We start from the raw sequence: 26,966 nt of genomic DNA on the forward strand, positions 1-26,966 counted from the left end.
CCATCCAGACCTCGACAGAATTTGCAGGAAATTACCCATAAAATGCCAGGTTCCTGCAAATGCATCAACCACTTTCCGCTTTAAACCCTTGTTGCACAGGGCTCTTCGAATTTTTCAGACCCGACTAAATAACCAGAAAAGCGATAGCCGTGTCGCGCTTTCTTTCGAGCGTTTTTATGCGCAATCGGAATGTGAAAAGTTCTTTGCAAATTTATAGTACTGCGACGGACTCCGGTTGCTGCGCGTCAGAAGCGACAAGAAATGCCGAGTTGCAGCGTCGGCTACCATCGAATAGGCGAGACCTCAAGCCATTGCCCATGGCGAGGTAGGTGATCGCGCTCGCCGGGAAAGGACGGCGACGGTGCGTCGTCAATGATGACGCGTTGCGTCGCAACACTCCGCCACTGTGGTGAAAATGCCAAATCGAACTTGTTTGTATTTTGAAACGTCGCGCCGTGCGTTTATACGTGCGAGGATCAGATCAACGTATTCCTGATACGAAGATCCAGACTCACGGGGGCTCCATGAGTAGCATTCCGCTTATCTGGGCAGCGGTGCCGCATAACAGCGACGGTGTTGTCTTTCAGATCCAGCTTGGCCGCGGGCTTCAGCGTTTTCACGTGTCGCGGCGGGTGCTCGAAGACGTATTCGGGCTCGAACGAAAAGCGTCCGACGCGCGCCAACTCGAATTGTTCTATGTGCACGAGCAGCGCATCCTCGCGCGTGCCAGCGCCAAGCGTTCGCTGGCCAGTTCGGCCACTGTTCCACTGCAGGCCACCGATTTCGGCGTGTCGAACGACCGGGAGCGTTGGGAGAGGCCGAGCGGCATTGCGCACGGCCTCATGTAGGCGGGCCGGTGTTTCACACGCAGCGGCGAGGCTGCCTGTCAGCGTGCATTGAACTGCGCTTCGAACACTTCGAACGTACCGGGGATGACCTCGCGCGCGGATGAAGATTGGCGGCCGTGGCCGCTTGCGCCGCGCCGAACTTCTACGACATCAATAGATCCGGTGCTGCTGCTCATCGAGCGCCATCGTTTTTGCGCCTTCCTGCGTTGGCATATTCTGCGCAACCGTGTAGTGGTCCGCATCGTCTTCATGCACGATCGTTAGCGTGCGGTCCGCGCCGTTCGAACTGGGCGCGAGCTTCAAGGACGGATCGAAAGCCGCAGCATCATGGCGGCCCCCTATCAACACCTCGGCCACGCGACGGCCCGACGTCGCATCGACGATCATGATGCGGTGATTGGCGCAAACCGGAAACAGACGCTCGCTGGCCGGATCGATGGCGACGGTCAGACGACCCGTTTTGAACGTCGTGCCGATCTGGTAGTTGTCGGACTGTTCCGGTGGAACGACACGTACTGGAGTCCCGGCGTAATCGTCGAACCGTTCTGCAGTTGCCAGGCGCATTGCAGAGACGGCTGGAATGTCAGCATCGTGTCGTTCATCGTGAAGTTCTGCGAAATGAACGCGAAGTTCAGCGACGCATCGGCATTGGAGTTGTCGTGGGCGTTCCTGCTTGGTCCATAGGATTTTCCCGCGCCAGGTTTCAGGCAATCCCTACACGATTCCACCGTCAGGAAACAGCAGTTTGTGTCGATAACACGGAAGGATGTGTCGCTGCTGCACCAGTTCGCCGTCCACCGACGCAAACGTTTGCTAGCAGGGCGCCTCCACCGGATCAGTTTCGTCAGCCACGGCCTCATAAACGGAATCGCGATATGGATCGAACCAAAACAAACAGTTTCACCTTGGCAGTGTCGCGCCGCACCTTTTTGCATAGCCTCGGCGCGTTGGCGCTGAGCGCTTGCGGCGGGGGCGGTAGCGTCGGCGAAGCGGCCGTGAGCCGCTCGGCCGTTGCGAGGGCGGCGAGCATCAACACGGCCAGCCTGGTGCTCGCACGAGCGGCAACCGGCGAGGCCGCCGTTGCGACGAGCGGCGCGTTCGTGCATCCGGGGCTCCTGCACACGCAGACCGACTTCGACCGCATGGCGCAGAAGGTCGCCGCGCAGGCGCAGCCCTGGTACGCCGGCTTTCAGATGCTGACCGCCAACGGCCACACGCGGCTGTCCTGGTCGCCGCGGCCGGCCGCGGTGGTCAATCGCGGGGGCACCGGACCGCAGAACTATCCGCAGCTCTATGGCGACATCGCCGCCGCCTACGCTTGCGCGCTGTACTGGAAGGTCACCGGCGACACGGCATACGCCGACAAGGCGGTGCAGATCATGAACGCGTGGTCTTCAACGCTGCAAAGTCTCGCCGGCGACAGCAACGTCGATCTGGCCGCCGGCCTCTATGGCTACGAGTTCGCGATCGTCGGCGAGATCATGCGCAGCTACCCTGGCCTCGCCGCAGCGGACTTCATGGCGTTCCAGTCGATGATGTCCAACATCTTCTATCCGATCAACATCGACTTCCTGAACCGCCACAACAACACCGACTACACGCACTACTGGGCCAATTGGGACCTGTGCAGCATGGCGTCGATCATGGCGATCGGTGTGCTCTGTGACGACCGCACGATGTTCGACGAAGCGGTCAACTACTACCTGAGCGGGCTTGGCAACGGTGCGATCGCGCAGGCGGTCTACTACCTGCACCCGGGCTACCTCGGCCAGTGGCAGGAGAGCGGGCGCGATCAGGGGCACAACAACCTCGGCATCGGGCTGTGCGGCGCCATCTGCGAGATGGCCTGGAACCAGGGCATCGATCTCTACGGCTACGACAACAACCGCTTCCTCGCCGGCGCGGAGTACGTGGCGAAGGCGAATCTCATTCAAGCCGACGGAACCTACCTCACGGTGCCGTACGAGAGCTATGCGAATGTCGATGTAGTGCAGCCCGGGTTTTCGACGGCCTCGCAAGGCGATATCCGTCCGATCTGGGCGCTCGTCTACAACCACTATGTCAATCGCAAGGGGCTGGCCGCGCCGTGGTCCGAGAAGTTCGCGCTCGCGATCCAGCCGGAAGGCGGCGGCGGCAACTACGGTACGACGAGCGGCGGCTACGACCAGCTCGGCTACGGCACGCTCGCCTACACGCGTGATCCGGTGACGCCGGCCGCCGCGCCGAGCGGCGTGACCGCCTGGCCGGCGGCGGGGCAGGTGGTGCTGTCGTGGTGGGGCGTGGCGAATGGCACGAGCTACAACGTCAAGCGCGCCGCGAATTCGGGCGGCCCGTACACGACCGTCGCGAGCGGCATCACCGACGTGCTGACCTATACCGACAGCCCGCAGGCCGGCGTGTGGTACTACGTCGTCAGCGCGACGACGGCAGCGGGCGAGAGCGCGAACTCGAACGAGGTCGCCGCGGTGACGGCCGTGCAGTTGCATACCTGGCTGAACTTCGACGAGTCGAGCGGCACGACCGCGGCCGACGCGACCGGCAGCGGCCATACCGGCACGCTAGTCGGCGGCGCGTCGCGCACCGCTGGCAAGTCCGGCAACGCGGTGCTGCTCGACGGCTCGAGCGGCTACGTCAGCCTGCCCAACGACATCGTCGGGGACGTCTCGGATTTCACGATCGCGACGTGGGTGTTCCGCAATTCAAACAGCACGAAGCAATGGGAGCGCGTGTTCGATTTCGGCACGGGCACCGGCCGTTACATGATGCTCACCCCCGACAGCAGTGGTGGCACGGTGCGCTTTTCGATCACGCTCAACGGGTCTCACAACGAGCGTCAGGTCAATGGCAACGCGCCGCTGCCGAGCGGCCAATGGACCCATGTGGCCGTGACGCTCTCGGGCACGACGCTCACGCTGTACGTCAACGGCAGCCAGACCGGCCAGACGACGGGCGTGGCGTTCGCGCCGTGGCATCTCGGTCCGAGCGCGCAGAACTGGATCGGACGTTCTCAGTACGCGGCGGACCCGTACTTCAACGGAGCGATCGACGAGTTTCGCATCTATCGCGGCGCGTTACCGCCGGATCAGATCGCGACGCTCACGCAGGGTTGATTGTCAGCGTGAACTTCTTCGTCAAAAGGATGACCGTTTCAATGAAAATGAACCACAAGGCCAGCCTCTTCATCGCCGCTATCTTCCTGAGCGCGGGCTCAGCGGGCGCGCAATCGCTGGCGACCGGCGATAGCCGGCAGGTCAGCGAACCGGCCTATCCCGGCGTCTGCCAGACGCGGCTCCGGGCCGAGCGTCGGGCGTGACGATCCCGGGCTCATCGTCGCGGAAAACCACGAACTGATCGTGAATGCCGCGCTGCTTGACCTGATCAATTCTTTCCTGCTGCGAAAGACGGACGACGATCGGGCCGATCAGTTGCGGATCTATCTGAAAAGCGAACTGCCGTTGCCCGCGTACGGCGAAGCGGAGCGGATCGTCGAACGTTACCAGGCGTACATGAGAGCGCACGACGAGTTGCTCGCCGCTCAACATCTTGCCCGCGCGACGGATGCATCGGCGGTTGACATAGAACGCGTTGCGGTCTGGTGTCAGCAGCGCGACCGCTTGCGGCGAAGCATACTGGGCGATACCGTCGTGCAGGCGTGGTACCAGAACGATGACGCGCAACTCGATCAGGTACTTCAGGAGTGGAGGCAGCGCGCCGAGGATGATCAGGCGCCGGAATTGTCCGCACAGCAGCCGCGATATCCGGTTCCTCACTGGCGCAACAAGAGCGACGAAGAACGCCATCGCCAGTACATGCTGCGTGTACTCGATCACGCTATGACGAGCTTCGAGGCGTTGAGTCGTGACTCGAGACTTTGATGCGCGGTGCGGGTAAGCGAGTGACGCTTCCCGGCGGACGCACTTTTATGCTGCCGTGCGGGTGACAGCATTTTGCCGGTAGGGCACGACGATCGAAATGGGTTTGACTTGCCCCGAAATGCCTACCCGGTTCGGCAAAAAGAAAAGGGCTTACATACGAATGTATGTAAGCCCTCGAATCTTTTGGTAGGCCGTACGGGATTCGAACCTGTGACCAACGGATTAAAAGTCCGCTGCTCTACCAGCTGAGCTAACGACCCAAAAGAGAAGCGAAATTATATCGGCGAACCGATAGCCTGTCAACACTACGAGGCCATCAGGCCAATGTGAAAAGCCCGGGCATCACTGCCCGGGCTTTCCAGCGAGAGGCGCGCGTGGCTATCACTTCGGACACTGCGCGTTACTGCCGACAACTACTTCAAAACGTGATCAATCCGCCACCACGAACTACTTGATCTGCGACAGCTTGCTCTGCGCCGACTGCGCGACGTCCGAGCCGGCGTATTGCGCGACGATCTGCTCGAGCGTCTTTTTCGCCGCGGCCTTCTGGCCTTGTTCGAGCTGATTGTTCGCGATCGCGAGCAGCGCTTCCGGCGCGCGCGGATGCTGCGGGTACTTGGCCACAATACCTTGCCAGACCGCCGTCGAACCCTTGTAGTCGCGCAGTGCATACAGCGCGTTGCCGAGCCAGTATTGCGCGGTCGGCTGATAGGGGCTGGTCGGATATTTGGAGATGAAGCTGCGGAACGATGCTGCGGCGGTCTTGAAGTCTCCGCTGCGGAACTGCTGTGAAGCCGTGTTGAACGCATCGGTTTCACCCGGCTGGACCTCGCCCTGGACACCATCCACCGTCTGCTGCTGCGGCTCGAATTTCTTCAGGCGCGTGTCGAGATCGGTGTAGTAGTCCTTCTGCTGCTTTTGCAGCGTCGTGAGCTGGTTCGCCATGTCCTCGTTCTGCCCGCGCAGAGTCGCGACCTGCTGGTTCAGCTGGTCGAGGCGGTTGGACTGATCGAGGATCGTGCGTTGCGCCGCCGACAGCTGGCTCGACAGACTATCGGTCTTCGAGCGCAGATCGAGAATGGCCTGGCGGGCCTGATCGTCGTCGAACATGCCCGCATGGGCGGGCACAGCCGCGAGGGCCGTGCCTGCGACGCAGGCCGCTGCGGCAACCCGCAGCCAGGAGAAACGATGCGTCATTCGGCTTATCACCCGTTGACTTACTGTTGATACACGAGGTCGGCGCGGCGGTTCTGTGCCCACGACGCTTCGTCATGACCCGTTGCCAGCGGCTTTTCCTTGCCGAGGCTCACGGCTTCCATTTGCGAATCCGACACGCCCATCAGCGACAGCGAACGACGCACGGCTTCAGCACGCTTCTGGCCGAGCGCGAGGTTGTATTCGCTCGTACCGCGCTCGTCGGTGTTGCCCTGGATCAGCACGTGACGCTGCGGGTGACCCTTCAGATATTGCGCGTGTTGTTGCAGCAGCGGTTGATAGTCGTCCTTCACCGAGTAGCTGTCGAAGTCGAAGTAGATGCTGCGCTTTGCGAGCGGGCTGTTCGGATCGTTCAGCGGGTCGACGTTGACCGTCGCGACGTCGTTCGGATTCGGTTGAGCCGAGCCTGCGCCCTTGCCGGCGTTTTCGTCGAGCTTGACGCCAGAGTGACATGCGGCCAATGCACCGACCATCACGACGGCGAATGCGAAACGAAGTTTGGACATCATTTGATTACTCTCCTTGTGTTATTGCATCAACGTTATTGCATAAACGGGCCCCAGGATGGCTCGCGTACGCTGCCCCCCTGAACGGACAGGACCTGCCGAGTGCGACCATCGGTCGATACTGCGGCCAACACGCCACGGCCGTTCACCTGAGTGGCGTAAAGAATGTACTGACCATTCGCCGCGAAGCTCGGCGATTCGTCATGTGAGGTGTCCGTCAGGCCCGTGGCAGTTCCGCCTTGCAGGTCCTGGATGTACAGCTTGAATGCACCGCCGACGCGCGAGATGTAGGCAAGCTCCTTGCCGTCAGGACTCACACGCGGGCTGGTGTTGTAGCTGCCCGTAAACGTGACGCGTTGCGCGTTGCCCGCGCTTTCACCTTGCGCCGGCATCTTGTAGATCTGCGGAGCGCCGCCGCGGTCGCTCGTGAAATAGATCCACTGACCGTCAGGAGAGTAGGTCGGCTCGGTGTCGATCGAGCTGCCCTGCGTCAGACGACGCAGACCGCTGCCGTCCGCGTTGACCGCGAAAATCTGCGTATTGCCGGTACGCGACAGCGCGACGGCGAGCGTGCGGCCATCCGGCGACCACGCCGGCGCGCTGTTGTTGCCCTTCTGGTCCGATACGACGATGCGCCGGCCGGTGGGCAGGTCGTGGATGTAGACGATCGGCTTTTTCTTCTCGAACGACACGTACGCGACCTTGGTGCCGTCCGGCGACCAGGCCGGCGAAATGATCGGCTCGGGGCTCGACAGCGCGATATGCGCGTCCTGGCCGTCCGAATCCGAGATCTGCAGCTGGTAGCGGTTGCCCGACTTGATCACATACGACAGACGCGTCGCGAACACGCCGCGGTTGCCCATCAGCTTGGCGTAAATGTAGTCCGCGACCTTGTGCGCGCTCATGCGCAGACCGCTCTCCGGGCTCACAAGCACGAGACCGCCGAGGCTTTCGCCCTTGACCGTGTCGTACAGCTTGAAGCGCACTTCGTACTGGCCGTTCGGCAGGCGGTTCACGCTGCCCGCGACGAACGCGTTGGCGCCCTTCGCCTTCCATGCGCCGAGGTCGACGGAATCGGTCTCTGACACCGGCGTCGAGCCTGCGTCGATATTCGTGAATTTGCCGCTGCGTTGCAGGTCCTGACGCACGATCGTGCTGACCTGCTGCGGGGAGTTCGCTTCATTGGCGAAATTCGCCGTTGCGATTGGAAACTGGGTGGATCCGACGCCCGTCACGAGGACGTTGAGTTGTGCGTTGGCGGCGCCGCCGACGGCGATCAGGCACGTTGCCACGATTGTTCGCAGGCCTAGCTTGGTCATCAAACTCATGCTGTATGGGTTCCTCAAAACGGTTTTACTTAATACTCGAAGACAGCAGACAGACCGGTAAACGGCTATTTCGTTCCCGCGCAACGCCGGCCTGGTGGGGCGCGGCGTCGGATGTCAGTCGGCCGTCAGCCTGCACATCAAGCCGCCGGCCGCAGCGTGATAGTGAAGTAGTCCGGCGTCTTGCCATTCACGTCCCGCGGCATCGGATCCGAGGCTTTCACCGCCCGCAACGCGGCGGCGTCCCACGCGGCGTTGCCGCTGCTGTGGGTAATGTTTGCGCTCAGCTGATTGCCGTCCGGCGAACAGCGCACGGCGATCACGGTCTCCAGACCTTCCGTTTCGCCGCCCCAGTTCACATGCTGAAGCACCAGCCGGCGCACCTTGTCCGCGTAACCCGGCGATGCCGCCGTGCCCCCGGAGCCGCTACCCGTTCCGCTCTTGCCTAGTCCGTTGCTGCTCGAACTGCTGCCGCCGACGCCGCCAGCCAGACCCTGCATTTGCGCCAGCCGCGCGCGGCGGTCCGCATCGAGCTGCTTCTTCGCTTGTGCCGCCGCTTCGGCTTGCGCCTTCGCCTTCGCCGCCTTCTCGGCCTCAGCCTTCTTTTGCGCTTCCGCCTGAGCCTGCTTTTGCTGCTGCTCCTGCTGTTCCTTCAGTTGCTGCTGCTTCTGCTGCTCGGCGAGCTGCTGCTGCTTGAGCTTCTCGGCCTGCTGCTGTTGCTGTTGTTGCTGTTGCGCCTGTTGCTGCTTGAGCTTGGCGGCTTTCTGCGCCGCGAGTTGGGCCGCCTGTTCGGCCGCCAGTTGTTGCTGACGCTTCGCTTCCGCTTCCTGCTGCTCTTTCAGCTTCAACTGGCGCTGCTGTTCGGCCAATTGCGCGGCGCGAGCCGCTTCCTGCTGCTGACGCTTCTTTTCCTGCAGCGCGATGTCGGCCTGCTCGTCGCGCACGGGCGGGGCAGGGGCGACCGGCGCGGGCGGCGGTGTGACGACGGGATGCGGGATCGCGGAATCCGGCACCTCGGTCCACAGTTCCGCCTGCTCGCCCTCGGGCGTGCTGTTTTGCCACTGGATGCCGTGATAAAGAAAGAATCCGAGCAGCGCATGCATCACCAGCGCGAACAGAAAAGCTCGCCCGGTGCCGCGTTCACGCGGTGGCTGAAGCGGATATTCGGTGTTCTTGCGGATCATTGCGATTTGACAAGCAATCCAACGCGCTTGACGCCCTGAGCCTTCAACTCGGACATCACATTCATCACGACTTCGTACTTCACGGTTTTATCGGCGGCGATCACGACGGGCTGATCCGGGTGCGATTGTGCCCGATCGGCGATGAAACCTTTGAGGCCAGCTTTCGTCATGTCTTCCTGCTGCTGCGTGCCGGAGTCGTCCTTGTACTTGACGCTCATGTTGCCGTCCGCGCGGATGTTGACGATCACGGGCGGCGTCTGCTGCTGCGGCGCGGCGCCGCCGACGGTCGGCAGATTGACGATCGACGGTGCGACGAGCGGCGCCGTGACCATGAAGATCACGAGCAGCACGAGCATCACGTCGATGTACGGCACGACGTTGATGTCGGCCATCGCGCGACGCGAGCGCGAGCCGCGCATGCTGGAGGAGCGGGAGCCTGCCATCGGGGCCTCCTTAGTGTGCCTGACGCTGCAGGATGTTCGAGAACTCTTCGATGAAGGTTTCGAAACGGATCGCCAGACGGTCGATGTCGTGCGCGTAGCGGTTGTAGGCGACCACTGCCGGAATCGCCGCGAACAGGCCGATCGCGGTGGCGGTCAGCGCCTCGGCGATGCCCGGCGCGACGTTCGCGAGCGTGGCCTGCTGCACGTTGGCGAGGCCGCGGAACGCATTCATGATCCCCCACACCGTGCCGAATAGACCGATATACGGGCTGACCGAACCGACCGAGGCGAGAAACGCGAGGTTCGCTTCGAGCACGTCCATTTCGCGCTGGAACGATGCGCGCATCGCGCGCCGGGCGCCGTCGAGGATCGCGCCGGCATCGTTCAGGCGTTTCTCTTTGCCTTTCAGGAATTCGCGCATGCCGGACTCGAAAATCCGCTCGAGCGCGCCGATCCTGTGGCGGTTGTTCGCTGCGCTCTGATACAGCGCCTGCAGGTCGCCGCCCGACCAGAAATCGCGCTCGAAGCGTTCAGTTTGCGCGCGCGCCCGGCGAATCGCAAACCACTTGCGGAAGATGAAAGTCCAGGAGAGTAGCGACAGCAACAGCAGCAGAGCCATGACGGCCTGGGCCAGCAGGCTCGCGTTGAGTACGAGTGAAACGATCGACAGATCTTGTGTAGTGTTCATAAAGGTTCGTTTTAACGTCCCGGGAAGGGGGCGTCCGGCTGCAAAGCCGCTCCAAGCTTGCCGTGGCAAAACGGAAGCTTCGGCGATATCGAAGCCGAACCATGCTTTGTGCAACCTGACCGGTATGAGTTCACTGGCCCCGTAACAACGAGGCTCAGGTATCGTCCGTTGACATGCCGCCGTGGTTCAGTCCGCGCCCTCGCCGACGCCCGGTCCGTGCCGCAGCGCGGCAAGAACCGAAGGCGGGATCGCGGCTGGCCGCAGCGTCGCGCGGTCCACACAGCCAACCCGGACGGACCCGCTGGCAAGCAACGTGCCTTCGCGCCAGGCTTCCTGCACGAAGTCTACCGAAGCTCGGCCAAGACGCTCGATCCGGCTGATAATTTTCACGAGATCGTCGAGCCGGGCCGGAGCCCGGTAATCGACCGCGGTACTGCGCACGATGAAAATCGCGTCGTTTTCTTCCGCAAGCCGATGCTGGTCGACGCCGCACGCGCGCAGCCATTCGGTGCGCGCCCGTTCGAAAAATTTCAGGTAATTGGCGTAAAACACGATGCCGCCGGCGTCGGTATCTTCGTAATACACGCGGATGGACCACGTATAGCCGATTTCCGTGCCTGGCTGGCTGGTCGACATATTCATGCGGCGCATTCTACCGGAACGCAAACTCCGGGGTCTGTTTCGAAGTGTGAGTTGCGCGTGGCGGGTGTCGGCGGCGATGGTGGCCGGCTTTGCCGGCCGCGCCGGGACTGGGGGAGCGGGATATCGGCGCGCCGCGAGAAAAAGCCAGCACGGTGACGGGCGGCGGCGCGACCAATGGAAGGGGCGGCTGTCGCCGGCCGCCTTCAAACTCAGCCGCGATGCACGGACAGACCCGCGAACGACTGTGCGACCGGCATCAGCTCGATCGTGTTGATGTTGACGTGAGCCGGGCGCGTGGCGATCCAGTAGATTGAATCGGCGATGTCTTCGGCCGTCAGCGGCTGCACGTTTTCGTAGACCTTGGCGGCCTTGTCGTCGTCGCCGCGATAGCGCACGTTCGAGAATTCGGTGCCGCCGCACAGACCCGGCTCGATGTCGGTCACGCGCAGCGCGGTGCCGGCGAGGTCGGCGCGCAGGTTCAGGCTGAACTGGCGCACGAACGCCTTGGTCGCGCCATACACGTTGCCGCCTGCGTACGGCCAGCGGCCCGCCACCGAACCAAGATTGAAGATATGTCCGCGATTGCGCTCGACCATGCCGGGCAGCAGCGCATGCGTAACCTGCACGAGGCCCGTGCAATTGGTCTCGATCATGGTGTTCCATTCGTCGAGGCTCGCCTTGTGCGCCGGCTCGGTGCCGAGGGCGAGGCCGGCGTTGTTGACGAGCACGTCGATTGCGGCGAAGTCGGCCGGCAACGAGGCCGGCACGGCTTCGACGGCGGCGCGGTCACGCACGTCGAGCTCGTACGGCAGCAGTGCGTCGCCGAGTTCGTCGGCGAGTGCCTGGAGACGGTCCTTGCGGCGAGCAGTTGCGACGACACGATGGCCGCCCTTGACGAACGAGCGGGCGATGGCAGCGCCGAAGCCGGCCGACGCTCCTGTGACAAACACGATCATTGCAGTTCCCTGGTCGGTAAGAGACAAAGGCCCCAAGCCTACTTCCAATGCGGCGCTGCGGCAAGGATGTACGAGCCGGATTGGCGCCTGTGGCGGTGGCGCGCAGCGGGTCCGCGGCGCGGTCGGGGTGCTTTCGTCAGATGGTTGCGGGGCGGGGTCGCCAGACCGTCCGCAGGGCCCGCCAGCAGCCGCCGGAGCGCCCGCAAGTCGGTTGCCTATTCGGGCCTCTTCCAATACACTAACGCGCTCGACCCTGCGTGACTGGCGATAGAACCGAGTCGTCCGACTCAGCCGATTCAACCAATCGGGTTCAAGGTGGAACAACCCACCGTGAAGCGCAGGGTGCCGTTTTGCCGTTCGCCTGGGCAGCCGTGAACCGCGCGCATTAATCTGCGCTGACGGTGGCTGGCCTGCCTCGCGTCTGCGGCGACTCTCCACTCGCCAAGTCAGGGCAAGCCTCGCCGCCCACAGCGCTGCGTACCCCGCTGTGTACCCTCTACGCAGGATTCGGCGCACGATCCGGTCAACCTGAAAACACTCAACGGAACCCGTATGTTTGACAGAGCCCAAAGCACCATCGCCAACGTCGATCCTGAACTCTGGAAGGTCATCGAGCAGGAAAACCGCCGTCAGGAAGAGCACATCGAACTGATCGCGTCGGAAAACTACACGAGCCCGGCCGTGATGGCCGCGCAAGGCTCGCAACTCACGAACAAGTACGCCGAAGGCTATCCCGGCAAGCGCTACTACGGCGGCTGCGAGTACGTCGACGTCGCCGAGCAGCTGGCGATCGACCGCGTGAAGCAGCTGTTCGGCGCCGAAGCCGCGAACGTGCAGCCGAACTCGGGCTCGCAGGCCAACCAGGGCGTGTTCTTCGCAATGCTCAAGCCGGGCGACACGATCATGGGCATGAGCCTCGCGCACGGCGGCCACCTCACGCACGGCTCGCCGGTCAACATGTCGGGCAAGTGGTTCAACGTGGTCAGCTACGGTCTGAATGAAGCCGAAGACATCGACTACGACGCTGCTGAAAAGCTCGCCCAGGAACACAAGCCGAAGCTGATCGTGGCGGGCGCATCCGCGTTTGCGCTGCGCATCGATTTCGAACGCATGTCGAAGATCGCGAAGTCGGTTGGCGCCTACTTCATGGTCGACATGGCGCACTACGCCGGTCTCGTCGCCGCGGGCGTTTATCCGAACCCGGTGCCGCACGCCGACTTCGTTACCACCACCACCCACAAGAGCCTGCGCGGCCCGCGCGGCGGCGTGATCCTGATGAAGGCCGAGTTCGAGAAGCCGATCAACTCGGCGATTTTCCCAGGCATCCAGGGCGGTCCGCTGATGCACGTGATCGCCGCGAAGGCCGTCGCGTTCAAGGAAGCGCTGTCGCCGGAATTCAAGGCTTATCAGCAGCAGGTCGTCGAGAACGCGCGCGTGCTCGCTGAAACGCTGGTCAAGCGCGGTCTGCGCATCGTGTCGGGCCGCACGGAGAGCCACGTGATGCTGGTCGACCTGCGTGCGAAGAAGATCACCGGCAAGGCTGCGGAAGCGGCACTCGGCGCGGCGCACATCACGGTCAACAAGAACGCGATCCCGAACGATCCGGAAAAGCCGTTCGTGACCTCGGGCATCCGCCTGGGTTCGCCGGCGATGACCACGCGCGGCTTCGGCGTGAAGGAAGCCGAGCAGGTCGGCAACCTGATCGCCGACGTGCTGGACAACCCGGAAGACGCCGCGACGATCGAGCGCGTGCGCGCGCAAGTCGCCGAGCTGACCCAGCGCTTCCCGGTTTACGGCTAAGCCGTCATGCATTGCCCCTTCTGCCGCCACGCCGATACGCAGGTCGTCGACTCGCGCGTATCCGAAGACGGCGCGACGATTCGCCGGCGCCGCCGCTGCCCGGCCTGCGACAAGCGTTTCACGACGTATGAGCGGGTCGAGCTGGCGTTGCCGTCGGTCGTCAAGAAGGACGGCACGCGCACGGAATTCGATCGCCGCAAGATCGTCGCGAGCATGCAACTGGCGCTGCGCAAGCGCCCAGTTGCGGTGGATGCGATTGAAGCGGCGGTCGCCCGCATCGAGTATCAGCTGCTCGGCAGCGGCGAGCGCGAGGTGCGTAGCGAGCGCCTCGGCGAACTCGTGATGAACGAGTTGCGCGCGCTCGACACGATCGCCTACGTCCGTTTCGCTTCTGTGTACAGGCGCTTCGAAGACGTCTCCGAATTCGAGGACGTGATCGAGGAATTCCGCCGCGCCTCTTCCCCGCCCAAGCCTTCCCGCAAGCGCTGAGCGCACGCGTGCCGCAGCCGAGCTGCGGTCATTCGCATCCATCGCCTCGCGCATTTCGCGCTTTTCTTCACGCATCGCTTCTCCCGCCTCCGTGATCGATCGTCACGTGCATTGTTGCGTGCGCTAACGTCTGAATGCCACCTGGCCATTCGGACGATGGTCGGCGCACTCGCAAATCGCTAGATTGGCTGCATCCGTTCGAAACGCTCAGGGATGCAAATGAAAATCAAGGGAACTCGCCGGCCATCGCGCGCCGGTTTCACGCTCGTCGAGACGCTGGCGGTGATAGCGCTGGTGATGCTGATCGCGGTGATGGCGATGCCGTCGTTCGCCGCATGGCATATGCGAGATCAGGTCGACGCGCGCTCGAAGGCGCTGCTGTCCACCTTCGCCTACGCGCGCAGCGAGGCGCTGCGGCGCGGCGCGCGCATCACGGTGTGTCGCGTCGATGCCGCGCGCGTCTGTCTTGCGTCGGGCCAACCCTGCGCCGACGGCGTCCCCGACTGGGCCTGTGGTTGGGCCGTATTCGCCGAACGCGGCGGCAAGCCGGCGTTGTTGCGCGCGCAGCCGGCGCTCGCGGCGGTGAGCATCGCCGGCGTGCAGACGGATATGACGTTCACGCCGCCCGCAGGGCAACTGATCGGCGCGTTTCGAAGTTTCGATATCGCGCCGCGCAGCCCATCGAAGTCGATGCAGGGGAACCCGTGGCGGCGCTGCATCAGTGTCGCGGCAGGAGGTCGCGCGCGGATCTCGGAGGGCGCGTGTGGAGCGACGTCATGAGATGGCCCGCATTCAGTACGGGTGTGCGTGCGCAAGCGTCGGCATCTGGCGGCAGTTCGTTGATCGAGGTGATGCTGGCGGTCGCGTTGGTAGCGGTGAGCGCGCTGGGGTTGATCGCGGCTCAGGTGTGGACCGCACGTGAAGCGCACGCGATGTCGCTGCGCGAGAGCGCCACGTGGATAGCCGACTCGATCGCCGAAGCGACGCGCACGCCTTCCGTGGGCAATGCCGCACTCGATCAATCGAGCGGGTGGGCGAGTGTTCTGCTGCCGCAAGGCGACGCATCGATCGGCGCGAGCGGCGCGGTCGCGTCGGCGCGCGTGACGTGGGCGTCCGTGCGGGATCGGCCCATTGCGGGCGATGGGATCGGGCCGCCGGCGGAGCCTTGCGGCGACGTCGATGCACCGGCCGGATCGTCGTGTGTCGCGTTGGCGTTCGCGAAATGAAGCGGCCGCATTGCCCACGCGGTCACACGCTGGTCGAATTCCTGATCGCGATGGCGCTCGGGCTGATCGTGACCGCGGGCGCCGTGTCTCTTTACACGGCGCAGCGCAACGCGTTCGTGCAGGCGAGCAACGCGACCCGGATTCGCGAAGCCGGCTTGACCGCGCTGATGCTGATCGGCCAGCAATTGCAGATGGCCGGCTTCGTCCCTGCCGACGTCGTTGGCTATAACGCGGCGCCTGCGCTGTTCGGCTGCTCGGGGGGGCGCCCGACCGGCGCCGACGACAACCTCGCTTGCACCACGTTGAGTACCGGCTCCGATGGCGTCGCGATCCGTTACGTCGCAGACGTCATATCGACGTGGCCATCGTCGAGCGGGCAGGTCACCGACTGTGTCGGCCAGGCCGTCAAGAGCAGCGATGCAGTCCTTGGCGATCAGGGCGCGCCGGTGGTCAATCGATACTTCGCCAACCTCAGCGGCTCGACCGGCGAGCCGGAGCTTTACTGCGTCGGCAGCGGCAATGCGGGGTCCGCGCAGCCGCTGGTCGAAGGCGTCGAGCGCGTGCGGTTGCGTTACTGGCTGGGCGGGGCGGCCAATGCTGTGAATGCGTCGGCCGTCGCGGCGGATCAATGGACGAACGTCGTCGCGGTGGATGTCTGCGTGCTGGTGCGCGGCGCGCCGCAAGGACGGCGCTCGAAGTACGTCGACTGCGATGGCGTGAGTACGCTCGGCAGCGACTTGCGGCCTCGACAGGCGTTTTCGCGCAGGGTGGCGCTGCGCAATCGCGCGGAGGTGTCGTCGTGACAAACCGTGACTCAGCAACGCAACGCTGCCGCGCCTACGACATATGCGGCGGGGCAAGTGGAAAAGCGAAACGCTTAGGTAGGCGAAGTTGTCGGGACGGTGTCCGACGCGCACATCAACGCGGTGTCGTGCTAGCTATCGTGCTGTTGATCTCGGCCATGATGCTCGCCACGTCCGCGATCTGGTTCGAAACATCGCTCGCGGCCGCTCGCGCGGCGACCAATACGCGCGACTATCTGCAGGCTTTCCATGCGGCCGATTCGGCGCTGAGCTTGTGCGCGCGCAATATGCTATCGGCACCCGGCGACGCGCCCAATGCACCGCTCTCATCCGGCGAGCCGGCTCAATGGAGGCTTGAAGCCGCGTTCGACGCAGGCGCCATCACCCCTGTGTCGCAATGGCCGGGATCATCGCGTGCGCCGCAATGCCTGATCGAGCCTTGGCGTCTCTCGACCCGACCCAACGCGAGCGCTTATCTGCTCACCGCGCGCGGCTTCGGGCAGAGCGGCGAGTCACAGGTCTGGTTGCAGATGGAACTGGTGACCGAGGATGGCGCGATCGAGCGTCATTGGCGGCGCGTTGCCGCGAGACCATTCTGAGGAACGCACCGACTGGACACGTATGAAAAGGCCCAACACATCCGCATTCACGCTGCTCGAACTCGTGATCGCGCTCGCGATTGCCGCCACGCTCGCCGCGTTTGCGATCCCTTCGTATCGAAGCCACATCGCGCGCACCCATCGCATCGACGCGGCGTCGGCGTTATATCGGGCTGCGCAATTCGTCGAGGCCGCGGCGAGCGATGGCGTGCCGGCCTTGCCACCGGGCATCGATCAGGCGCCGCAGTTCGGCGCGCCGGTGTATCGCGTGCGCGTGCTGCCCGCGGACGATACGAACGGCGGCTATTCGATCGAAGCGGTTCCAGCGGAAGCGGGCCCGATGCGCGATGACCCGTGCGGCACGTTCACGCTGCACGCGACAGGTCAGCGAGGCAATAGAAATGACACGAGCGGCGCGGCGCCCACGAGCAACGAATGCTGGAATACGGGTTAGCGGGTGAATTGAAAACCGACGCGCGCAGCCTTGCGAGCGAGACATCCGATAGTTCGCAGATCGCAGCCACTCGCAGCGACCAGGACCTCAATAGCCGCTTCTCGTCGAATCGGCCTGCTCTGCCGCCGACTGCGCCGTAGCGGAAGCCGCCGCGGCCGCCCGCGCCGCCGCCGACTCGTTCTTCATCTGTTGCCAGATCCGGAACGCTTCCCACGCGCCGAGCGCAAGGCTGCCCCACTTGAGCGCGGGCCTTGCGCTCCTGACGACCGTCGCGCGCAGCGGTTTGGCAAGCAACAGCGAAACGATCGAGCTGATGAACGGGTACTGCTTGAGCAATGCGCCGATCGTGCCCGCGTTGAGCACGCGCGCCTTCGACCCTTTGCCGACGCGCACGCCGCCGAAGCCGGGGATCACGAACCTGAGCCAGCTGAAATGCGTGACGGCCTGGCGCAGTTCGAAGGTGGCCTGCGCGAGCTCGACGCGTTCGACATCCGCGCGCACGAGCAGCAATTCCTTGCGCAGCGCCCGCAAATGCGGGGCGCTCAGATCCTTCGACGGATGGCGCTTGTTACGAAAGGCTGTATCGGGACGGGATGGGCTCATGGCGTGTCGGCGGGAGTGGAGATGAGGCGATGGATCGGATGCAGACAAACTTGCCCATCAGTTGCGGCTGCGAAACGCTTCGCGATCCTTTTCGAACTCGGCGAGGGTCGCTTCGAATACCAGCGGCGCATTGCGCAAACCGCTGCGCGCCTTCAGCGCACAGGCGAGCCCAGCAATCGCGTAGACCGCGGTGATGCCGGCAAGCGCCTGCCATCGGTAGGTGTCCCAGAAGGCAATGGCGACGAGTGCGGTCAACGCGATCAAGGCCATCGTGGCGAGCATCATCGCGGCAAGGCCGAGAAACAGCACGCCGAGCAGGCGGTCTTTTTCCTCGGCGAGTTCGATGCCCACCAGTTCGAGCCGTGTCTGCAGAATCGCAAACACGGAACTGAGAATACGGCGCAACGGGCTGTGTTCTGCGCGCTGCGAGTGTGTTTCGGTCGTCATGGCTGTGGGCGTTGCGCGTGAGGGCCTGGCCAGCGCGCACGCGCGCCAGCAGAAGGGGACCGGCGAGGCTCGCGCCGGTCCGCCCGTATCGCCGGTGCGCCGGACATGCCTGCTCCGGCGGACTCACCGGCCTTTACTTGCGATTGATCAGCAGACCGACCACCATGCCGATGCCGGCGGCGATACCGATGGACGCCCACGGATGTTCGTGCACGTAGTCGTCGGTAGCGCGGGCAGCCTTCTTCCCTTTTTCGACGACCACGACCTGAACGTCGGCTGCTTTTTCTTTCGCCTGCTTCAGGCGCGTCAGCGCGGTCTCGCGCAGTTCGGATGCGCGTTCGCCGGTAGCGCTCGCGGCCTGTTTCAGCAGGTCTTCAGCGTCCGCGAGGACGGTTTTGATATCCGACATCAATCTCTCCTTGTTGACTTCCGACATTGACAGCTCCCTTTGTCTCACGCTACGCGTAAATCGTAACCAAAGAAACGGTCGCTGGCGAGCCTAGTGCCGGTTGCAGGCCGCCGACGCACGATCCGTTCCCGGCAGCGCGTGGCGACACCGGGTTGAGGGCACTTTGCTCCAGACCGGTATCCGGATTGAGTTGATCTGTCCCGCAAAGTTTCCATCAAACGGGAGAAAATTACAAAAACGCATAAAGTACTGACGCGATCTTGGTTCGCCATGTACCACCACGGCCTTATGCTTTATCGTCACGGGCCGTCGCGGGCACACGCCCGCGACCTTATCTGGATACGTTCCGAATACCTACAGGAGATGCACTATGAGTCTACGTCTTGGCGACATTGCGCCGGATTTCGAACAGGAGTCGAGCATTGGCCGTATCAGTTTTCACGACTGGCTCGGCAATGGCTGGGGCGTGCTGTTCTCGCATCCTGCCGACTTCACGCCGGTCTGCACGACCGAGCTGGGCCTGACCGCGAAGCTTGCAAGCGAGTTCGAAAAGCGCAACGTGAAGACGATCGCGTTGTCGGTAGACAGCGCGGAGTCGCACAAGGAGTGGATCAAGGACATCAACGAGACGCAGGCCGCCAACGTCGGTTTTCCGATTCTCGCGGACGGCGATCGCAAGGTCTCCCAGCTTTACGACATGATTCATCCGAACGCGAACGAAACGTTCACCGTGCGTTCGCTGTTCGTCATCGATCCGAATAAGAAGGTGCGTTTGATCATCACGTATCCGGCGAGTACCGGCCGCAACTTCGACGAAGTGCTGCGCGTGATCGATTCGCTGCAACTGACCGACAGTCACTCGGTCGCGACGCCGGGCAACTGGAAGCAGGGCGATGACGTCGTGATCGTGCCGTCGCTGAAGGACGAAGAAGTGATCAAGCAGAAATTCCCGAAGGGCTACAAGGCACTGCGTCCGTACCTGCGCATGACGCCGCAGCCGAACCAGTAAGCTGCGCAGCATCGAACAGAAAAGCCGGATCGAATGAACCGGCTTTTTTTGCACCATCGGAACGCCAGCATCGGCGTCAGAAGAACGCCTGAATACCCGTCTGCGCACGGCCGAGGATCAGCGCATGAACGTCGTGGGTGCCTTCGTAGGTGTTGACCACCTCGAGGTTCACCAGATGGCGGGCGACGCCGAACTCGTCCGAAATACCGTTGCCACCGAGCATGTCGCGCGCGAGGCGGGCGATGTCGAGCGCTTTGCCGCACGAATTGCGCTTCATGATCGACGTGATTTCGGTGGCGGCCGTGCCTTCGTCCTTCATGCGGCCGAGGCGCAGCACGCCTTGCAGCCCGAGCGTGATTTCGGTCTGCATATCGGCGAGCTTCTTCTGGATCAACTGGTTCGCGGCAAGCGGCCGGCCGAACTGCGTGCGATCGAGCACGTACTGCCGCGCGATGTGCCAGCATGCTTCCGCCGCGCCGAGCGCGCCCCAGGCGATGCCGTAGCGCGCCGAGTTCAGACACGTGAACGGACCGCGCAGGCCGCTGACGCCCGGCATGATGTTCTCTTCCGGCACGAACACATCGTCGAGCACGATTTCACCGGTGATCGACGCGCGCAGCCCGATCTTGCCGTGGATCGCCGGCGCCGACAGACCCTTCCAGCCCTTCTCGAGAATAAAGCCGCGGATGTGGTCCTTGCCGTTTTCCTCGAGCTTCGCCCACACGACGAACACGTCGGCGATCGGCGAATTGGTGATCCACATCTTCGAGCCCGACAGCGAATAGCCGCCATTGACCTTCTTCGCGCGCGTGACCATGCTGCCCGGATCGGAGCCGTGGTTCGGCTCGGTCAGGCCGAAGCAGCCGATCCACTCGCCGCGCGCGAGCTTCGGCAGATATTTTTCCTTCTGCGCGTCCGAGCCGAACTCGTAAATCGGCACCATGACCAGCGACGACTGCACCGACATCATCGAGCGATAGCCGGAGTCGACACGTTCGACTTCACGCGCGATTAGCCCATACGCGACATAGTTCAGACCGGGGCCGCCGTACTGTTCGGGAATCGTCGGGCCGAGCAGGCCGAGTTCGCCCATTTCGCGAAAGATCCCGACATCGGTCTTTTCATGGCGGAACGCTTCGAGCACGCGCGGCAGCAGCTTGTCCTGCGAGTAGGCCGCGGCGGCGTCGCGCACCATGCGTTCGTCTTCGGTCAACTGCTGATCCAGCAGCAACGGATCTTCCCAGTGAAACTGCGCGGCTACGGCCATGACGTATCTCCTGATTTCACGCTCAGAACAAGCTTGACTTGAGTTCCGCCTTGCGAAACAATGTTTTGCAAACGACGCCCGAGTGTAGCACCCTATGACGCTGCCATCCACTTTCTCCGCTCCGCTCGACGAACGCAAATTCGTCGTCGCCCTTGCCCGCGGGCTGGACCTGTTGCGCGCGTTCCGACCGGGCGACACGATGCTCGGCAATCGCGATTTCGTCGAACGCACGGGCTTGCCGAAGGCAACCGTGAACCGGCTCGCCTACACGCTGACCGTGCTCGGCTATCTGCGGCTCGACGAAAGACACGGCAAATATGCGCTCGACGCGGGCGTGCTGTCGCTCGGCTTCGCGCTGCTATCGGGCAGCGACATGCTCGAACTCGCGCGCCCGCACCTGCGCAGCCTCGCGCGCGAGGTCGGCGCGGCGGTTTCGCTCGGGTGCCGGGATGGGCTCGACATGGTGTATCTGGAGACGATTCGCAGCGAGACCGCGTTGACGCTCGGCCTCGCATCCGGCTCGAAACTGTCGATGCTGACGAGTTCGATGGGCCGCGCATATCTCGCTGTGCAGCCGCTCGACGCGCGTACCGCGTTACTCGCGGAACTGAAAAAAGCGGCAGGCAGGGCAGGGGCGATGCTGGTCGCCGAAGCCGAACAGGAGATCGCCGCGTTCGCGACGGAGCGCTGCTGCTACTCGTTTCGCGCGTGGCATGACGACGTGAACGCGGTCGCGGTGCCGTTTCGCGAGCCGCGCGAAAACCGTTGGCTCGTGCTCAGCTGCAGCGGGCCGGCATCATCGATGGGGGAGGAAGTGTTTCGCGAGAACGTCGCGCCGCGCCTGAAGGCGCTCGCGACGCGGCTAGGGGAGCCGGGCTGAGGGAAGGCCGGGGCGCCCGGGTCAACCGGCCCCGCCGTGTCACGCCGCGCGATCGTGATAATGCGCGTTGAACAATGGCCCTTGCACGAACCGCACGTCGTACTGCTGTAGCGCGGAGAACTGCGTCTCGTCCATCACGCGATTGAAAATCAGCGGCACCCGCAGCCGGCCCGCGTAGCCGACGAGCGGCTTCACGGTCGCGTCGCGCAATGCGGCCGCCGCATCCATCTTGATGAAATCGAGCCGCGCGGTTTCCGATACCGACAGGATCTGCCCCGCGTTCGACAGATTGCCCGCCACCTTGAAGCCGTAGTGCTGATAGCTGCGCGTCAGATAGCCCAGAAACGTCTTGTGCGCGACCGCCGCCGCCGGCAGCTCGATGACGATGCGCGTCGGACTCAAATTGAATGACGTCAGCACGCTCGAAAAATGCCGGCCGTGGTCGTACTTCACGCTCTTCAACAGCCTCTCGTGCACGCGTAGAAACAGCAGCCCATGCCGCTGCGGCCCGAAGAAGTTGATTGCGTGCAGCGCGCGCGACATGCGATCCAGCGCGACCAGCTGCTGATCGTCGGCGATGTTGTCGAACGGATCGAACACGTCGAACGGCGGTGCGCCGAGCCGGTGCGTGACCGCCTGAAAGCCGAGCTCGTCACCGAAGCGATCGACCCCTTCCGCGCCGCATGACAGCGACTGCGCGAGCCCATGCACGCTGATGTCGAAGATCGGCTCGTAGGCGCTCGTGAGCTCGATGCCGTCGAAATGCGCGAGCGCGATGCCGGCGTGCGCGCCTTGTCCCATCGCCAGATGCTCGCCGAGAAACGGGTGATGAGCGGCGCGGGCGATCAGATCGGGGATGGTCGGCGAAATCATGAAGGCGAATGAAAGGCGACGATGAACGCGCACCGGGCGCGTGGCTGCGCGACGCGATGGCCGCATCCATTGATGGTAGCAGTACGCGCCCTGCGCGGATTAACAAAATGCTCATAACGTTATTGGGCTCACGCTTATTGGCCGGGGCTCAGCGCGCAATCACGAGGTTGGTGCGCACGTTTTCAAGGGTATACGTTAGTTTCACTATTCGTAATTCGTTTTACCATTCGTAAAAACCGATTCCGCCCAGTTCGAGGGATGCCCCAATGAATGACCAACCCGCCGCCAATGTGATCGAAGTCGAGCGCGTGCTTGCCGAAACGCATCGCCCGACTTTTCAGGCGATGCTGCTCGCGCTGTGCGGGCTGTGTCTGCTGATCGACGGCTTCGACGCGCAGGCGATGGGCTATGTCGCGCCCAGCGTGATCGCCGAATGGCACGTCGCGAAAACCGCGCTCGGCCCCGTCTTTAGCGCGAGCCTGTTCGGCATGCTGCTGGGCGCGCTCGGCCTGTCGGTACTGGCCGACCACATCGGCCGCCGGCCGGTGCTGATCGGCGCGACGTTCTTCTTCTCGCTGTCGATGCTCGCCACGCCGTTCGTCGCGACGATTCCCGCGCTGATCACGCTGCGCTTCATCACCGGTCTCGGGCTCGGCTGCATCATGCCGAACGCGATGGCGCTGGTCGGCGAATTCTCGACGCCCGCGCACCGGGTCAAGCGCATGATGTTCGTGTCGTGCGGCTTCACGCTCGGCGCGGCGCTCGGCGGCTTCGTCAGCGCCGCGCTGATTCCGGCCTACGGCTGGCGCGCGGTGTTCTGGGTCGGCGGCGCGGTGCCGTTGCTGCTCGGGTTCGCGATGCTGGCGACGCTGCCGGAGTCGCTGCAGTTTCTGGTGCTGAAAGGGCGCAGCGAGCGCGCAGCGAGCTGGCTGGCGAAGTTCGACCCGGCCTTGCCGATCAACGCGAACACGCGCCTCGTCGTCAGCGAAAAGCGCAACGACGGCGCGCCGGTCGCGGAGCTGTTCCGCGCGGGACGCGGTCCCGTCACGCTGATCCTGTGGGCGATCAGCTTCATGAACCTGATCGTGCTGTACTTCCTGTCCAACTGGCTGCCCACCGTGATGCGCGAAGCCGGCTACACGCCGGGCACGGCGGTGATCGTCGGCACGGTGCTGCAGACGGGTGGCGTGATCGGCACGCTGCTGCTCGGCTGGTTCATCGAACGCATGGGTTTCGTGCGCGTGCTGTTCGCGTGCTTCGCGGTTGCCACGGTCGCGGTCGGCACGATCGGCGCGGTCGCGCATCTGCTGCCGTGGCTGCTCGTCGTCGTGTTCGCGGGCGGCTTTTGCGTGGTCGGCGGACAGCCGGCGGTCAATGCGCTCGCCGGGCATTTCTATCCGACCGCGCTGCGCTCGACCGGCATCGGCTGGAGTCTCGGCATCGGCCGGATCGGTTCGGTGATCGGGCCGCTCGTCGGCGGACAGCTGATCGCGCTGAACTGGTCGAATGCCACGCTGTTTCATGCGGCGGCGGTGCCGGTGCTGTGCTCGGCGCTGCTGGTGGTCGTGCTCGCGGGCGCAACGCGGCAACCCGGGCGCGCGTCCGAAGCGGAGCCGGCCTGAGCCTGACCGCAAAGATCACCTAATCGGGAAAGAATGGAGCAACTCGCGGAGAACCTTGTATGGATACCTCAACACGTACGCCGGCCGACCAACGCCTGCGACCTGAAATCGAGCCCGGCTATCAGTCGGGTTTCGCCAACGAATTCGCGACCGAGGCGTTGCCGGGCGCGCTGCCGACCGGCCGCAACTCGCCGCAGCGCGCGGCCTATGGTTTGTATGCCGAGCAGATTTCGGGCACGGCGTTTACGGCGCCACGCGGTCACAACCGTCGCTCGTGGCTGTACCGGATTCGCCCGGCGGCGATGCACAAGCCGTTCACGATGATGCCGTCGGAGCGGCTCGTCGCGAACTTCGCCGAGGTGCCGCCGACGCCGCCGAACCAGCTGCGCTGGGACCCGCTGCCGATGCCGGGCGAGCCGACCGATTTCATCGACGGCTGGGTCACGATGGCGGGCAACGGCTCGGCCGAAGCGATGAACGGTTGCGCGATCCATCTATACGCAGCCAACCGTTCGATGCAGGACCGTTTCTTCTACAACGCCGACGGAGAATTGCTGATCGTGCCGCAACAAGGCCGCCTGCATATCGCGACCGAAATGGGCCGTGTCGATATCGAGCCGTTCGAGATCGCAGTGATTCCGCGCGGCGTGCGCTTTGCGGTCAGCCTGCCGGACGGCAGCGCGCGCGGCTATATCTGCGAGAACTTTGGCGCGCTGCTGCGTCTGCCGGAACTGGGGCCGATCGGCTCCAACGGTCTCGCGAATCCGCGCGATTTCCTGACGCCGCACGCCGCGTACGAAGACCGCGAAGGCGCGTTCGAACTCGTCGCGAAGATGAACGGCAATCTGTGGCGCGCGGACATCGGCCATTCCCCTCTCGACGTGGTCGCGTGGCACGGCAACTACGCGCCGTACAAATACGACCTGCGCCGCTTCAACACGATCGGCTCGATCAGCTTCGATCATCCGGACCCGTCGATCTTCCTCGTCCTGCAATCGCAAAGCGACACGCCGGGCGTCGATACGATCGACTTCGTGATCTTCCCGCCGCGTTGGCTCGCCGCCGAAGATACGTTCCGCCCGCCCTGGTTCCATCGCAACGTCGCGAGCGAGTTCATGGGGCTCGTGCATGGCGTCTACGACGCGAAGGCCGAGGGCTTCGTGCCCGGCGGCGCGAGCCTGCACAACTGCATGACGGGCCACGGTCCGGACGCGGACACGTTCGAGAAGGCGTCGCATATCGATACCTCGGTGCCGAAGAAGGTCGACGACACGATGGCCTTCATGTTCGAAACACGCACGCTGATCAAGCCGACGCGCTTCGCGCTCGAAACCGCGCAACTGCAGGCGCATTACTACGAGTGCTGGCAAGGCCTCAAGAAACACTTCAATCCGGAGCAACGATGAACGCGGTGAACGATCTCCAGGCGACGCTCGATGCGTCGCGCAAAAGCTGGATCGAGTCGGCCAACGAGCCGGCTAGCGACTTCCCGATCCAGAACCTGCCGTTCGGCATTTTCAGCGATCGTGGCAACGACGCGCGCCGCGCGGGCGTCGCGATCGGCGATCAGATCGTCGATCTCGGCGCGTTGCAGGCAGCGGGTCTGCTGAGCGTGCCGGCGCAGAACGTGTTCGCGCGCGATGCGCTGAACGATTTCATCGCGCTCGGCCGCGACGCATGGCGCAGCGTTCGAATCCAGCTGAGCCAACTGCTCGCGCGCGACACCGCGACGCTGCGCGACGATGCCGTGTTGCGCGCGAAGGTGCTGGTGAGTCAGGCCGATGCGCGTCTGCATCTGCCGGTGCAGATTCCGGGCTACACGGATTTCTATTCGTCGAAGGAACACGCGACCAATGTCGGCTCGATGTTCCGCGATCCGAAGAATGCGCTGCTGCCGAACTGGTCGGAGATGCCGATCGGCTACAACGGGCGGGCGTCGTCGGTGGTCGTGAGCGGCACGCCGGTGCGTCGTCCGAATGGTCAGCTGAAGCTGCCGGATCAGGAGCGGCCGCTGTTCGGCGCGTGCCGCAAGCTCGATATCGAACTGGAGACGGGTTTCATTATCGGCGGCGGCAATGCGCTGGGCGAGCCGATCGCGTGCGAGGACGCGGAAGCGCACATCTTCGGCATGGTGCTGCTCAACGACTGGAGCGCGCGCGACATCCAGCAATGGGAATACGTGCCGCTCGGTCCGTTCAACGCGAAGACCTTCGCGACGACGATTTCGCCGTGGGTCGTCACGCTCGATGCGCTCGAACCGTTTCGCGTCGCGCAGCCGGTGCAGGAGCCAGAGCCGCTCGCGTATCTGCGGCATCGAGGAAAGCATGCGTTCGATATTCACCTCGAAGTGAGCTTGCGCGCGCCACGCGCGCGGCAAGCGAGCACGATCGCGCGGACCAATTTCAAATACATGTACTGGACGATGGCGCAGCAACTCGCGCATCACACGGTGGCAGGCTGCAATACGCGGGTGGGCGACCTGATGGGCTCGGGGACCATCAGCGGGCCGACCGAGGATTCGTACGGCAGCCTGCTCGAACTGACGTGGAACGGCAAGAAGCCGCTGGAACTGCAGGAGGGCGGTACGCGCACGTTCATCGAGGACGGCGATGAGTTGACGCTGGTCGGCTGGTGCCAGGGCGACGGGTATCGCGTCGGGTTCGGCGCGTGTGCCGGAGAGATTCTGCCGGCGCGAGAGTGAGCGCGCGGCAGTCACGATGAACGAGGGCCGGCAACGAATGCCGGCCCTCGTCGTTTGTGCGAGACCGCGGGCGCGCCGTGTCGCAATGACCCGGCGCGTCGT

General features: G+C 63.8%; 31 protein-coding genes, 1 tRNA gene and 1 riboswitch. Of the genes, 17 read left to right on the forward strand and 15 right to left on the reverse strand.

Annotation, left to right across the window (positions count from 1 at the left end):
* Window positions 1–217 (forward strand): hypothetical protein (locus AB3X95_RS33560; RefSeq protein ID WP_368623526.1); only part of this gene is annotated, 217 nt, incomplete at its 5' end.
* Between the two features lie 307 nt (window positions 218–524).
* Entirely contained in the window at window positions 525–848 is a 324-nt protein-coding gene (locus AB3X95_RS33565) for a hypothetical protein (RefSeq protein ID WP_368623527.1), read from the forward strand.
* Between the two features lie 150 nt (window positions 849–998).
* Here AB3X95_RS33565 and AB3X95_RS33570 read toward each other — a convergent pair whose 3' ends face one another.
* Complete coding sequence (locus AB3X95_RS33570) at window positions 999–1,559, reverse strand: YncE family protein (RefSeq protein WP_368623528.1); 561 nt, start codon at window positions 1,557–1,559, stop codon at window positions 999–1,001.
* Between the two features lie 164 nt (window positions 1,560–1,723).
* On the opposite strand from AB3X95_RS33570, the gene AB3X95_RS33575 reads away from it, so the two are divergent.
* The 3 genes from AB3X95_RS33575 to AB3X95_RS33585 are packed head-to-tail and all read left to right on the forward strand — an operon-like array spanning window position 1,724 to window position 4,723.
* Complete coding sequence (locus AB3X95_RS33575; RefSeq protein ID WP_368623529.1) at window positions 1,724–3,958, forward strand: LamG-like jellyroll fold domain-containing protein; 2,235 nt, start codon at window positions 1,724–1,726, stop codon at window positions 3,956–3,958.
* Window positions 3,959–3,966: 8 nt separating this feature from the next.
* Window positions 3,967–4,161: a hypothetical protein gene (locus tag AB3X95_RS33580; protein ID WP_368623530.1), complete on the forward strand. Its 195-nt coding sequence runs from the start codon at window positions 3,967–3,969 to the stop codon at window positions 4,159–4,161.
* Window positions 4,162–4,201: 40 nt separating this feature from the next.
* Window positions 4,202–4,723: a hypothetical protein gene (locus tag AB3X95_RS33585; RefSeq protein WP_368623531.1), complete on the forward strand. Its 522-nt coding sequence runs from the start codon at window positions 4,202–4,204 to the stop codon at window positions 4,721–4,723.
* Between the two features lie 184 nt (window positions 4,724–4,907).
* Here AB3X95_RS33585 and AB3X95_RS33590 read toward each other — a convergent pair.
* The 9 genes from AB3X95_RS33590 to ydfG form a co-directional block, all read right to left on the reverse strand.
* Window positions 4,908–4,983: transfer RNA gene (locus AB3X95_RS33590), tRNA-Lys, on the reverse strand.
* A gap of 187 nt (window positions 4,984–5,170) precedes the next feature.
* Entirely contained in the window at window positions 5,171–5,920 is a 750-nt protein-coding gene (gene ybgF, locus AB3X95_RS33595) for a tol-pal system protein YbgF (protein ID WP_176122511.1), read from the reverse strand.
* Window positions 5,921–5,940: 20 nt separating this feature from the next.
* Entirely contained in the window at window positions 5,941–6,447 is a 507-nt protein-coding gene (pal, locus tag AB3X95_RS33600) for a peptidoglycan-associated lipoprotein Pal (RefSeq protein ID WP_176109473.1), read from the reverse strand.
* Between the two features lie 32 nt (window positions 6,448–6,479).
* Window positions 6,480–7,772, reverse strand: coding sequence for a Tol-Pal system beta propeller repeat protein TolB (tolB, locus tag AB3X95_RS33605; RefSeq protein ID WP_368623532.1), 1,293 nt, complete (start codon window positions 7,770–7,772; stop codon window positions 6,480–6,482).
* Window positions 7,773–7,909: 137 nt separating this feature from the next.
* The gene (tolA, locus tag AB3X95_RS33610; protein WP_176367635.1) at window positions 7,910–8,953 is read right to left on the reverse strand and encodes a cell envelope integrity protein TolA; all 1,044 of its coding nucleotides are present in this window, start codon (window positions 8,951–8,953) and stop codon (window positions 7,910–7,912) included.
* Entirely contained in the window at window positions 8,950–9,396 is a 447-nt protein-coding gene (tolR, locus tag AB3X95_RS33615) for a protein TolR (protein WP_013088523.1), read from the reverse strand. Before tolR ends, tolA begins: the two co-directional genes overlap by 4 nt.
* A gap of 10 nt (window positions 9,397–9,406) precedes the next feature.
* Entirely contained in the window at window positions 9,407–10,084 is a 678-nt protein-coding gene (gene tolQ, locus AB3X95_RS33620) for a protein TolQ (RefSeq protein WP_176109470.1), read from the reverse strand.
* A gap of 186 nt (window positions 10,085–10,270) precedes the next feature.
* Window positions 10,271–10,735 carry a tol-pal system-associated acyl-CoA thioesterase gene (gene ybgC / locus AB3X95_RS33625; protein WP_176122514.1) on the reverse strand — a complete coding sequence of 155 codons (465 nt, stop codon included), beginning with the start codon at window positions 10,733–10,735 and terminating at the stop codon, window positions 10,271–10,273.
* Between the two features lie 200 nt (window positions 10,736–10,935).
* A complete protein-coding gene (gene ydfG / locus AB3X95_RS33630) occupies window positions 10,936–11,682 on the reverse strand; it encodes a bifunctional NADP-dependent 3-hydroxy acid dehydrogenase/3-hydroxypropionate dehydrogenase YdfG (protein WP_176122515.1) in 747 nt (248 codons plus the stop codon).
* 247 nt (window positions 11,683–11,929) lie between these two features.
* Window positions 11,930–12,056: riboswitch (ZMP/ZTP riboswitch) on the forward strand.
* Window positions 12,057–12,234: 178 nt separating this feature from the next.
* On the opposite strand from ydfG, the gene glyA reads away from it, so the two are divergent.
* From glyA to AB3X95_RS33665, 7 genes are all read left to right on the forward strand, one after another.
* Window positions 12,235–13,482 carry a serine hydroxymethyltransferase gene (glyA, locus tag AB3X95_RS33635; protein WP_176122516.1) on the forward strand — a complete coding sequence of 416 codons (1,248 nt, stop codon included), beginning with the start codon at window positions 12,235–12,237 and terminating at the stop codon, window positions 13,480–13,482.
* 6 nt (window positions 13,483–13,488) lie between these two features.
* The gene (nrdR, locus tag AB3X95_RS33640) at window positions 13,489–13,971 is read left to right on the forward strand and encodes a transcriptional regulator NrdR (RefSeq protein WP_008919734.1); all 483 of its coding nucleotides are present in this window, start codon (window positions 13,489–13,491) and stop codon (window positions 13,969–13,971) included.
* A 213-nt stretch (window positions 13,972–14,184) separates the two neighbouring features.
* Window positions 14,185–14,751: a GspH/FimT family pseudopilin gene (locus AB3X95_RS33645; RefSeq protein ID WP_368623533.1), complete on the forward strand. Its 567-nt coding sequence runs from the start codon at window positions 14,185–14,187 to the stop codon at window positions 14,749–14,751.
* Complete coding sequence (locus AB3X95_RS33650; protein ID WP_368623534.1) at window positions 14,748–15,197, forward strand: hypothetical protein; 450 nt, start codon at window positions 14,748–14,750, stop codon at window positions 15,195–15,197. Before AB3X95_RS33645 ends, AB3X95_RS33650 begins: the two co-directional genes overlap by 4 nt.
* Window positions 15,194–16,000 (forward strand): PilW family protein, encoded by an 807-nt coding sequence (locus tag AB3X95_RS33655; RefSeq protein ID WP_368623535.1) that lies wholly within the window; start codon window positions 15,194–15,196, stop codon window positions 15,998–16,000. Before AB3X95_RS33650 ends, AB3X95_RS33655 begins: the two co-directional genes overlap by 4 nt.
* A 158-nt stretch (window positions 16,001–16,158) precedes the next feature.
* Window positions 16,159–16,599 carry a hypothetical protein gene (locus tag AB3X95_RS33660; protein WP_368623589.1) on the forward strand — a complete coding sequence of 147 codons (441 nt, stop codon included), beginning with the start codon at window positions 16,159–16,161 and terminating at the stop codon, window positions 16,597–16,599.
* A gap of 22 nt (window positions 16,600–16,621) precedes the next feature.
* Entirely contained in the window at window positions 16,622–17,053 is a 432-nt protein-coding gene (locus tag AB3X95_RS33665; protein WP_368623536.1) for a type IV pilin protein, read from the forward strand.
* Between the two features lie 87 nt (window positions 17,054–17,140).
* Here the strand turns inward: AB3X95_RS33665 and AB3X95_RS33670 are convergent, their stop codons facing one another.
* The 3 genes from AB3X95_RS33670 to AB3X95_RS33680 all read right to left on the reverse strand — a co-directional run bounded on the left by AB3X95_RS33670 (window position 17,141) and on the right by AB3X95_RS33680 (window position 18,539).
* Window positions 17,141–17,656, reverse strand: a complete 516-nt coding sequence (locus AB3X95_RS33670) for a DUF3318 domain-containing protein (RefSeq protein ID WP_176122522.1) — start codon at window positions 17,654–17,656, stop codon at window positions 17,141–17,143.
* Between the two features lie 57 nt (window positions 17,657–17,713).
* Window positions 17,714–18,103, reverse strand: a complete 390-nt coding sequence (locus AB3X95_RS33675; RefSeq protein WP_176122523.1) for a phage holin family protein — start codon at window positions 18,101–18,103, stop codon at window positions 17,714–17,716.
* A gap of 133 nt (window positions 18,104–18,236) precedes the next feature.
* Complete coding sequence (locus AB3X95_RS33680; RefSeq protein ID WP_026227987.1) at window positions 18,237–18,539, reverse strand: YqjD family protein; 303 nt, start codon at window positions 18,537–18,539, stop codon at window positions 18,237–18,239.
* Window positions 18,540–18,882: 343 nt separating this feature from the next.
* On the opposite strand from AB3X95_RS33680, the gene AB3X95_RS33685 reads away from it, so the two are divergent.
* Complete coding sequence (locus tag AB3X95_RS33685) at window positions 18,883–19,521, forward strand: peroxiredoxin (protein ID WP_176122524.1); 639 nt, start codon at window positions 18,883–18,885, stop codon at window positions 19,519–19,521.
* Window positions 19,522–19,597: 76 nt separating this feature from the next.
* On the opposite strand, the gene AB3X95_RS33690 is transcribed toward AB3X95_RS33685, so the two are convergent.
* Complete coding sequence (locus AB3X95_RS33690) at window positions 19,598–20,788, reverse strand: acyl-CoA dehydrogenase (RefSeq protein ID WP_176109459.1); 1,191 nt, start codon at window positions 20,786–20,788, stop codon at window positions 19,598–19,600.
* 94 nt (window positions 20,789–20,882) lie between these two features.
* On the opposite strand from AB3X95_RS33690, the gene AB3X95_RS33695 reads away from it, so the two are divergent.
* A complete protein-coding gene (locus AB3X95_RS33695; protein ID WP_368623537.1) occupies window positions 20,883–21,668 on the forward strand; it encodes an IclR family transcriptional regulator in 786 nt (261 codons plus the stop codon).
* Between the two features lie 39 nt (window positions 21,669–21,707).
* Here the strand turns inward: AB3X95_RS33695 and AB3X95_RS33700 are convergent, their stop codons facing one another.
* Window positions 21,708–22,541: an EAL domain-containing protein gene (locus AB3X95_RS33700; protein WP_176109457.1), complete on the reverse strand. Its 834-nt coding sequence runs from the start codon at window positions 22,539–22,541 to the stop codon at window positions 21,708–21,710.
* Between the two features lie 266 nt (window positions 22,542–22,807).
* On the opposite strand from AB3X95_RS33700, the gene AB3X95_RS33705 reads away from it, so the two are divergent.
* From AB3X95_RS33705 to fahA, 3 genes are read left to right on the forward strand one after another with little or no spacing between them, the layout of a single operon-like run.
* Window positions 22,808–24,163 (forward strand): MFS transporter, encoded by a 1,356-nt coding sequence (locus AB3X95_RS33705; protein ID WP_368623538.1) that lies wholly within the window; start codon window positions 22,808–22,810, stop codon window positions 24,161–24,163.
* A 59-nt stretch (window positions 24,164–24,222) separates the two neighbouring features.
* On the forward strand, window positions 24,223–25,569 hold the full coding sequence (hmgA, locus tag AB3X95_RS33710) for a homogentisate 1,2-dioxygenase (protein ID WP_368623539.1): 1,347 nt from the start codon (window positions 24,223–24,225) through the stop codon (window positions 25,567–25,569).
* Entirely contained in the window at window positions 25,566–26,864 is a 1,299-nt protein-coding gene (gene fahA / locus AB3X95_RS33715; RefSeq protein WP_368623540.1) for a fumarylacetoacetase, read from the forward strand. Before hmgA ends, fahA begins: the two co-directional genes overlap by 4 nt.
* Window positions 26,865–26,966: the final 102 nt, after the last annotated feature.

This window comes from Paraburkholderia sp. BR13444 (assembly GCF_040948755.1).
In the GTDB taxonomy this organism is placed as follows: Bacteria; Pseudomonadota; Gammaproteobacteria; order Burkholderiales; family Burkholderiaceae; genus Paraburkholderia; species Paraburkholderia youngii.

Bases quoted from the DNA above. Each gene is read 5' to 3' on its own strand.
- AB3X95_RS33680 (WP_026227987.1), bottom strand. From the start codon at position 18,539: ATGTCGGAAGTCAACAAGGAGAGATTGATGTCGGATATCAAAACCGTC.
- tolR (WP_013088523.1), bottom strand. From the start codon at position 9,396: ATGGCAGGCTCCCGCTCCTCCAGCATGCGCGGCTCGCGCTCGCGTCGC.
- AB3X95_RS33575 (WP_368623529.1), top strand. From the start codon at position 1,724: ATGGATCGAACCAAAACAAACAGTTTCACCTTGGCAGTGTCGCGCCGC.
- AB3X95_RS33695 (WP_368623537.1), top strand. From the start codon at position 20,883: ATGACGCTGCCATCCACTTTCTCCGCTCCGCTCGACGAACGCAAATTC.
- AB3X95_RS33690 (WP_176109459.1), bottom strand. From the start codon at position 20,788: ATGGCCGTAGCCGCGCAGTTTCACTGGGAAGATCCGTTGCTGCTGGAT.
- ybgF (WP_176122511.1), bottom strand. From the start codon at position 5,920: ATGACGCATCGTTTCTCCTGGCTGCGGGTTGCCGCAGCGGCCTGCGTC.
- fahA (WP_368623540.1), top strand. From the start codon at position 25,566: ATGAACGCGGTGAACGATCTCCAGGCGACGCTCGATGCGTCGCGCAAA.
- AB3X95_RS33645 (WP_368623533.1), top strand. From the start codon at position 14,185: ATGCAAATGAAAATCAAGGGAACTCGCCGGCCATCGCGCGCCGGTTTC.
- tolB (WP_368623532.1), bottom strand. From the start codon at position 7,772: ATGAGTTTGATGACCAAGCTAGGCCTGCGAACAATCGTGGCAACGTGC.
- pal (WP_176109473.1), bottom strand. From the start codon at position 6,447: ATGATGTCCAAACTTCGTTTCGCATTCGCCGTCGTGATGGTCGGTGCA.
- tolQ (WP_176109470.1), bottom strand. From the start codon at position 10,084: ATGAACACTACACAAGATCTGTCGATCGTTTCACTCGTACTCAACGCG.
- AB3X95_RS33660 (WP_368623589.1), top strand. From the start codon at position 16,159: ATGATGCTCGCCACGTCCGCGATCTGGTTCGAAACATCGCTCGCGGCC.
- AB3X95_RS33705 (WP_368623538.1), top strand. From the start codon at position 22,808: ATGAATGACCAACCCGCCGCCAATGTGATCGAAGTCGAGCGCGTGCTT.
- AB3X95_RS33700 (WP_176109457.1), bottom strand. From the start codon at position 22,541: ATGATTTCGCCGACCATCCCCGATCTGATCGCCCGCGCCGCTCATCAC.
- AB3X95_RS33655 (WP_368623535.1), top strand. From the start codon at position 15,194: ATGAAGCGGCCGCATTGCCCACGCGGTCACACGCTGGTCGAATTCCTG.
- AB3X95_RS33665 (WP_368623536.1), top strand. From the start codon at position 16,622: ATGAAAAGGCCCAACACATCCGCATTCACGCTGCTCGAACTCGTGATC.
- AB3X95_RS33650 (WP_368623534.1), top strand. From the start codon at position 14,748: ATGAGATGGCCCGCATTCAGTACGGGTGTGCGTGCGCAAGCGTCGGCA.
- ybgC (WP_176122514.1), bottom strand. From the start codon at position 10,735: ATGCGCCGCATGAATATGTCGACCAGCCAGCCAGGCACGGAAATCGGC.
- AB3X95_RS33565 (WP_368623527.1), top strand. From the start codon at position 525: ATGAGTAGCATTCCGCTTATCTGGGCAGCGGTGCCGCATAACAGCGAC.
- AB3X95_RS33675 (WP_176122523.1), bottom strand. From the start codon at position 18,103: ATGACGACCGAAACACACTCGCAGCGCGCAGAACACAGCCCGTTGCGC.
- tolA (WP_176367635.1), bottom strand. From the start codon at position 8,953: ATGATCCGCAAGAACACCGAATATCCGCTTCAGCCACCGCGTGAACGC.
- AB3X95_RS33685 (WP_176122524.1), top strand. From the start codon at position 18,883: ATGAGTCTACGTCTTGGCGACATTGCGCCGGATTTCGAACAGGAGTCG.
- AB3X95_RS33670 (WP_176122522.1), bottom strand. From the start codon at position 17,656: ATGAGCCCATCCCGTCCCGATACAGCCTTTCGTAACAAGCGCCATCCG.
- nrdR (WP_008919734.1), top strand. From the start codon at position 13,489: ATGCATTGCCCCTTCTGCCGCCACGCCGATACGCAGGTCGTCGACTCG.
- ydfG (WP_176122515.1), bottom strand. From the start codon at position 11,682: ATGATCGTGTTTGTCACAGGAGCGTCGGCCGGCTTCGGCGCTGCCATC.
- hmgA (WP_368623539.1), top strand. From the start codon at position 24,223: ATGGATACCTCAACACGTACGCCGGCCGACCAACGCCTGCGACCTGAA.
- glyA (WP_176122516.1), top strand. From the start codon at position 12,235: ATGTTTGACAGAGCCCAAAGCACCATCGCCAACGTCGATCCTGAACTC.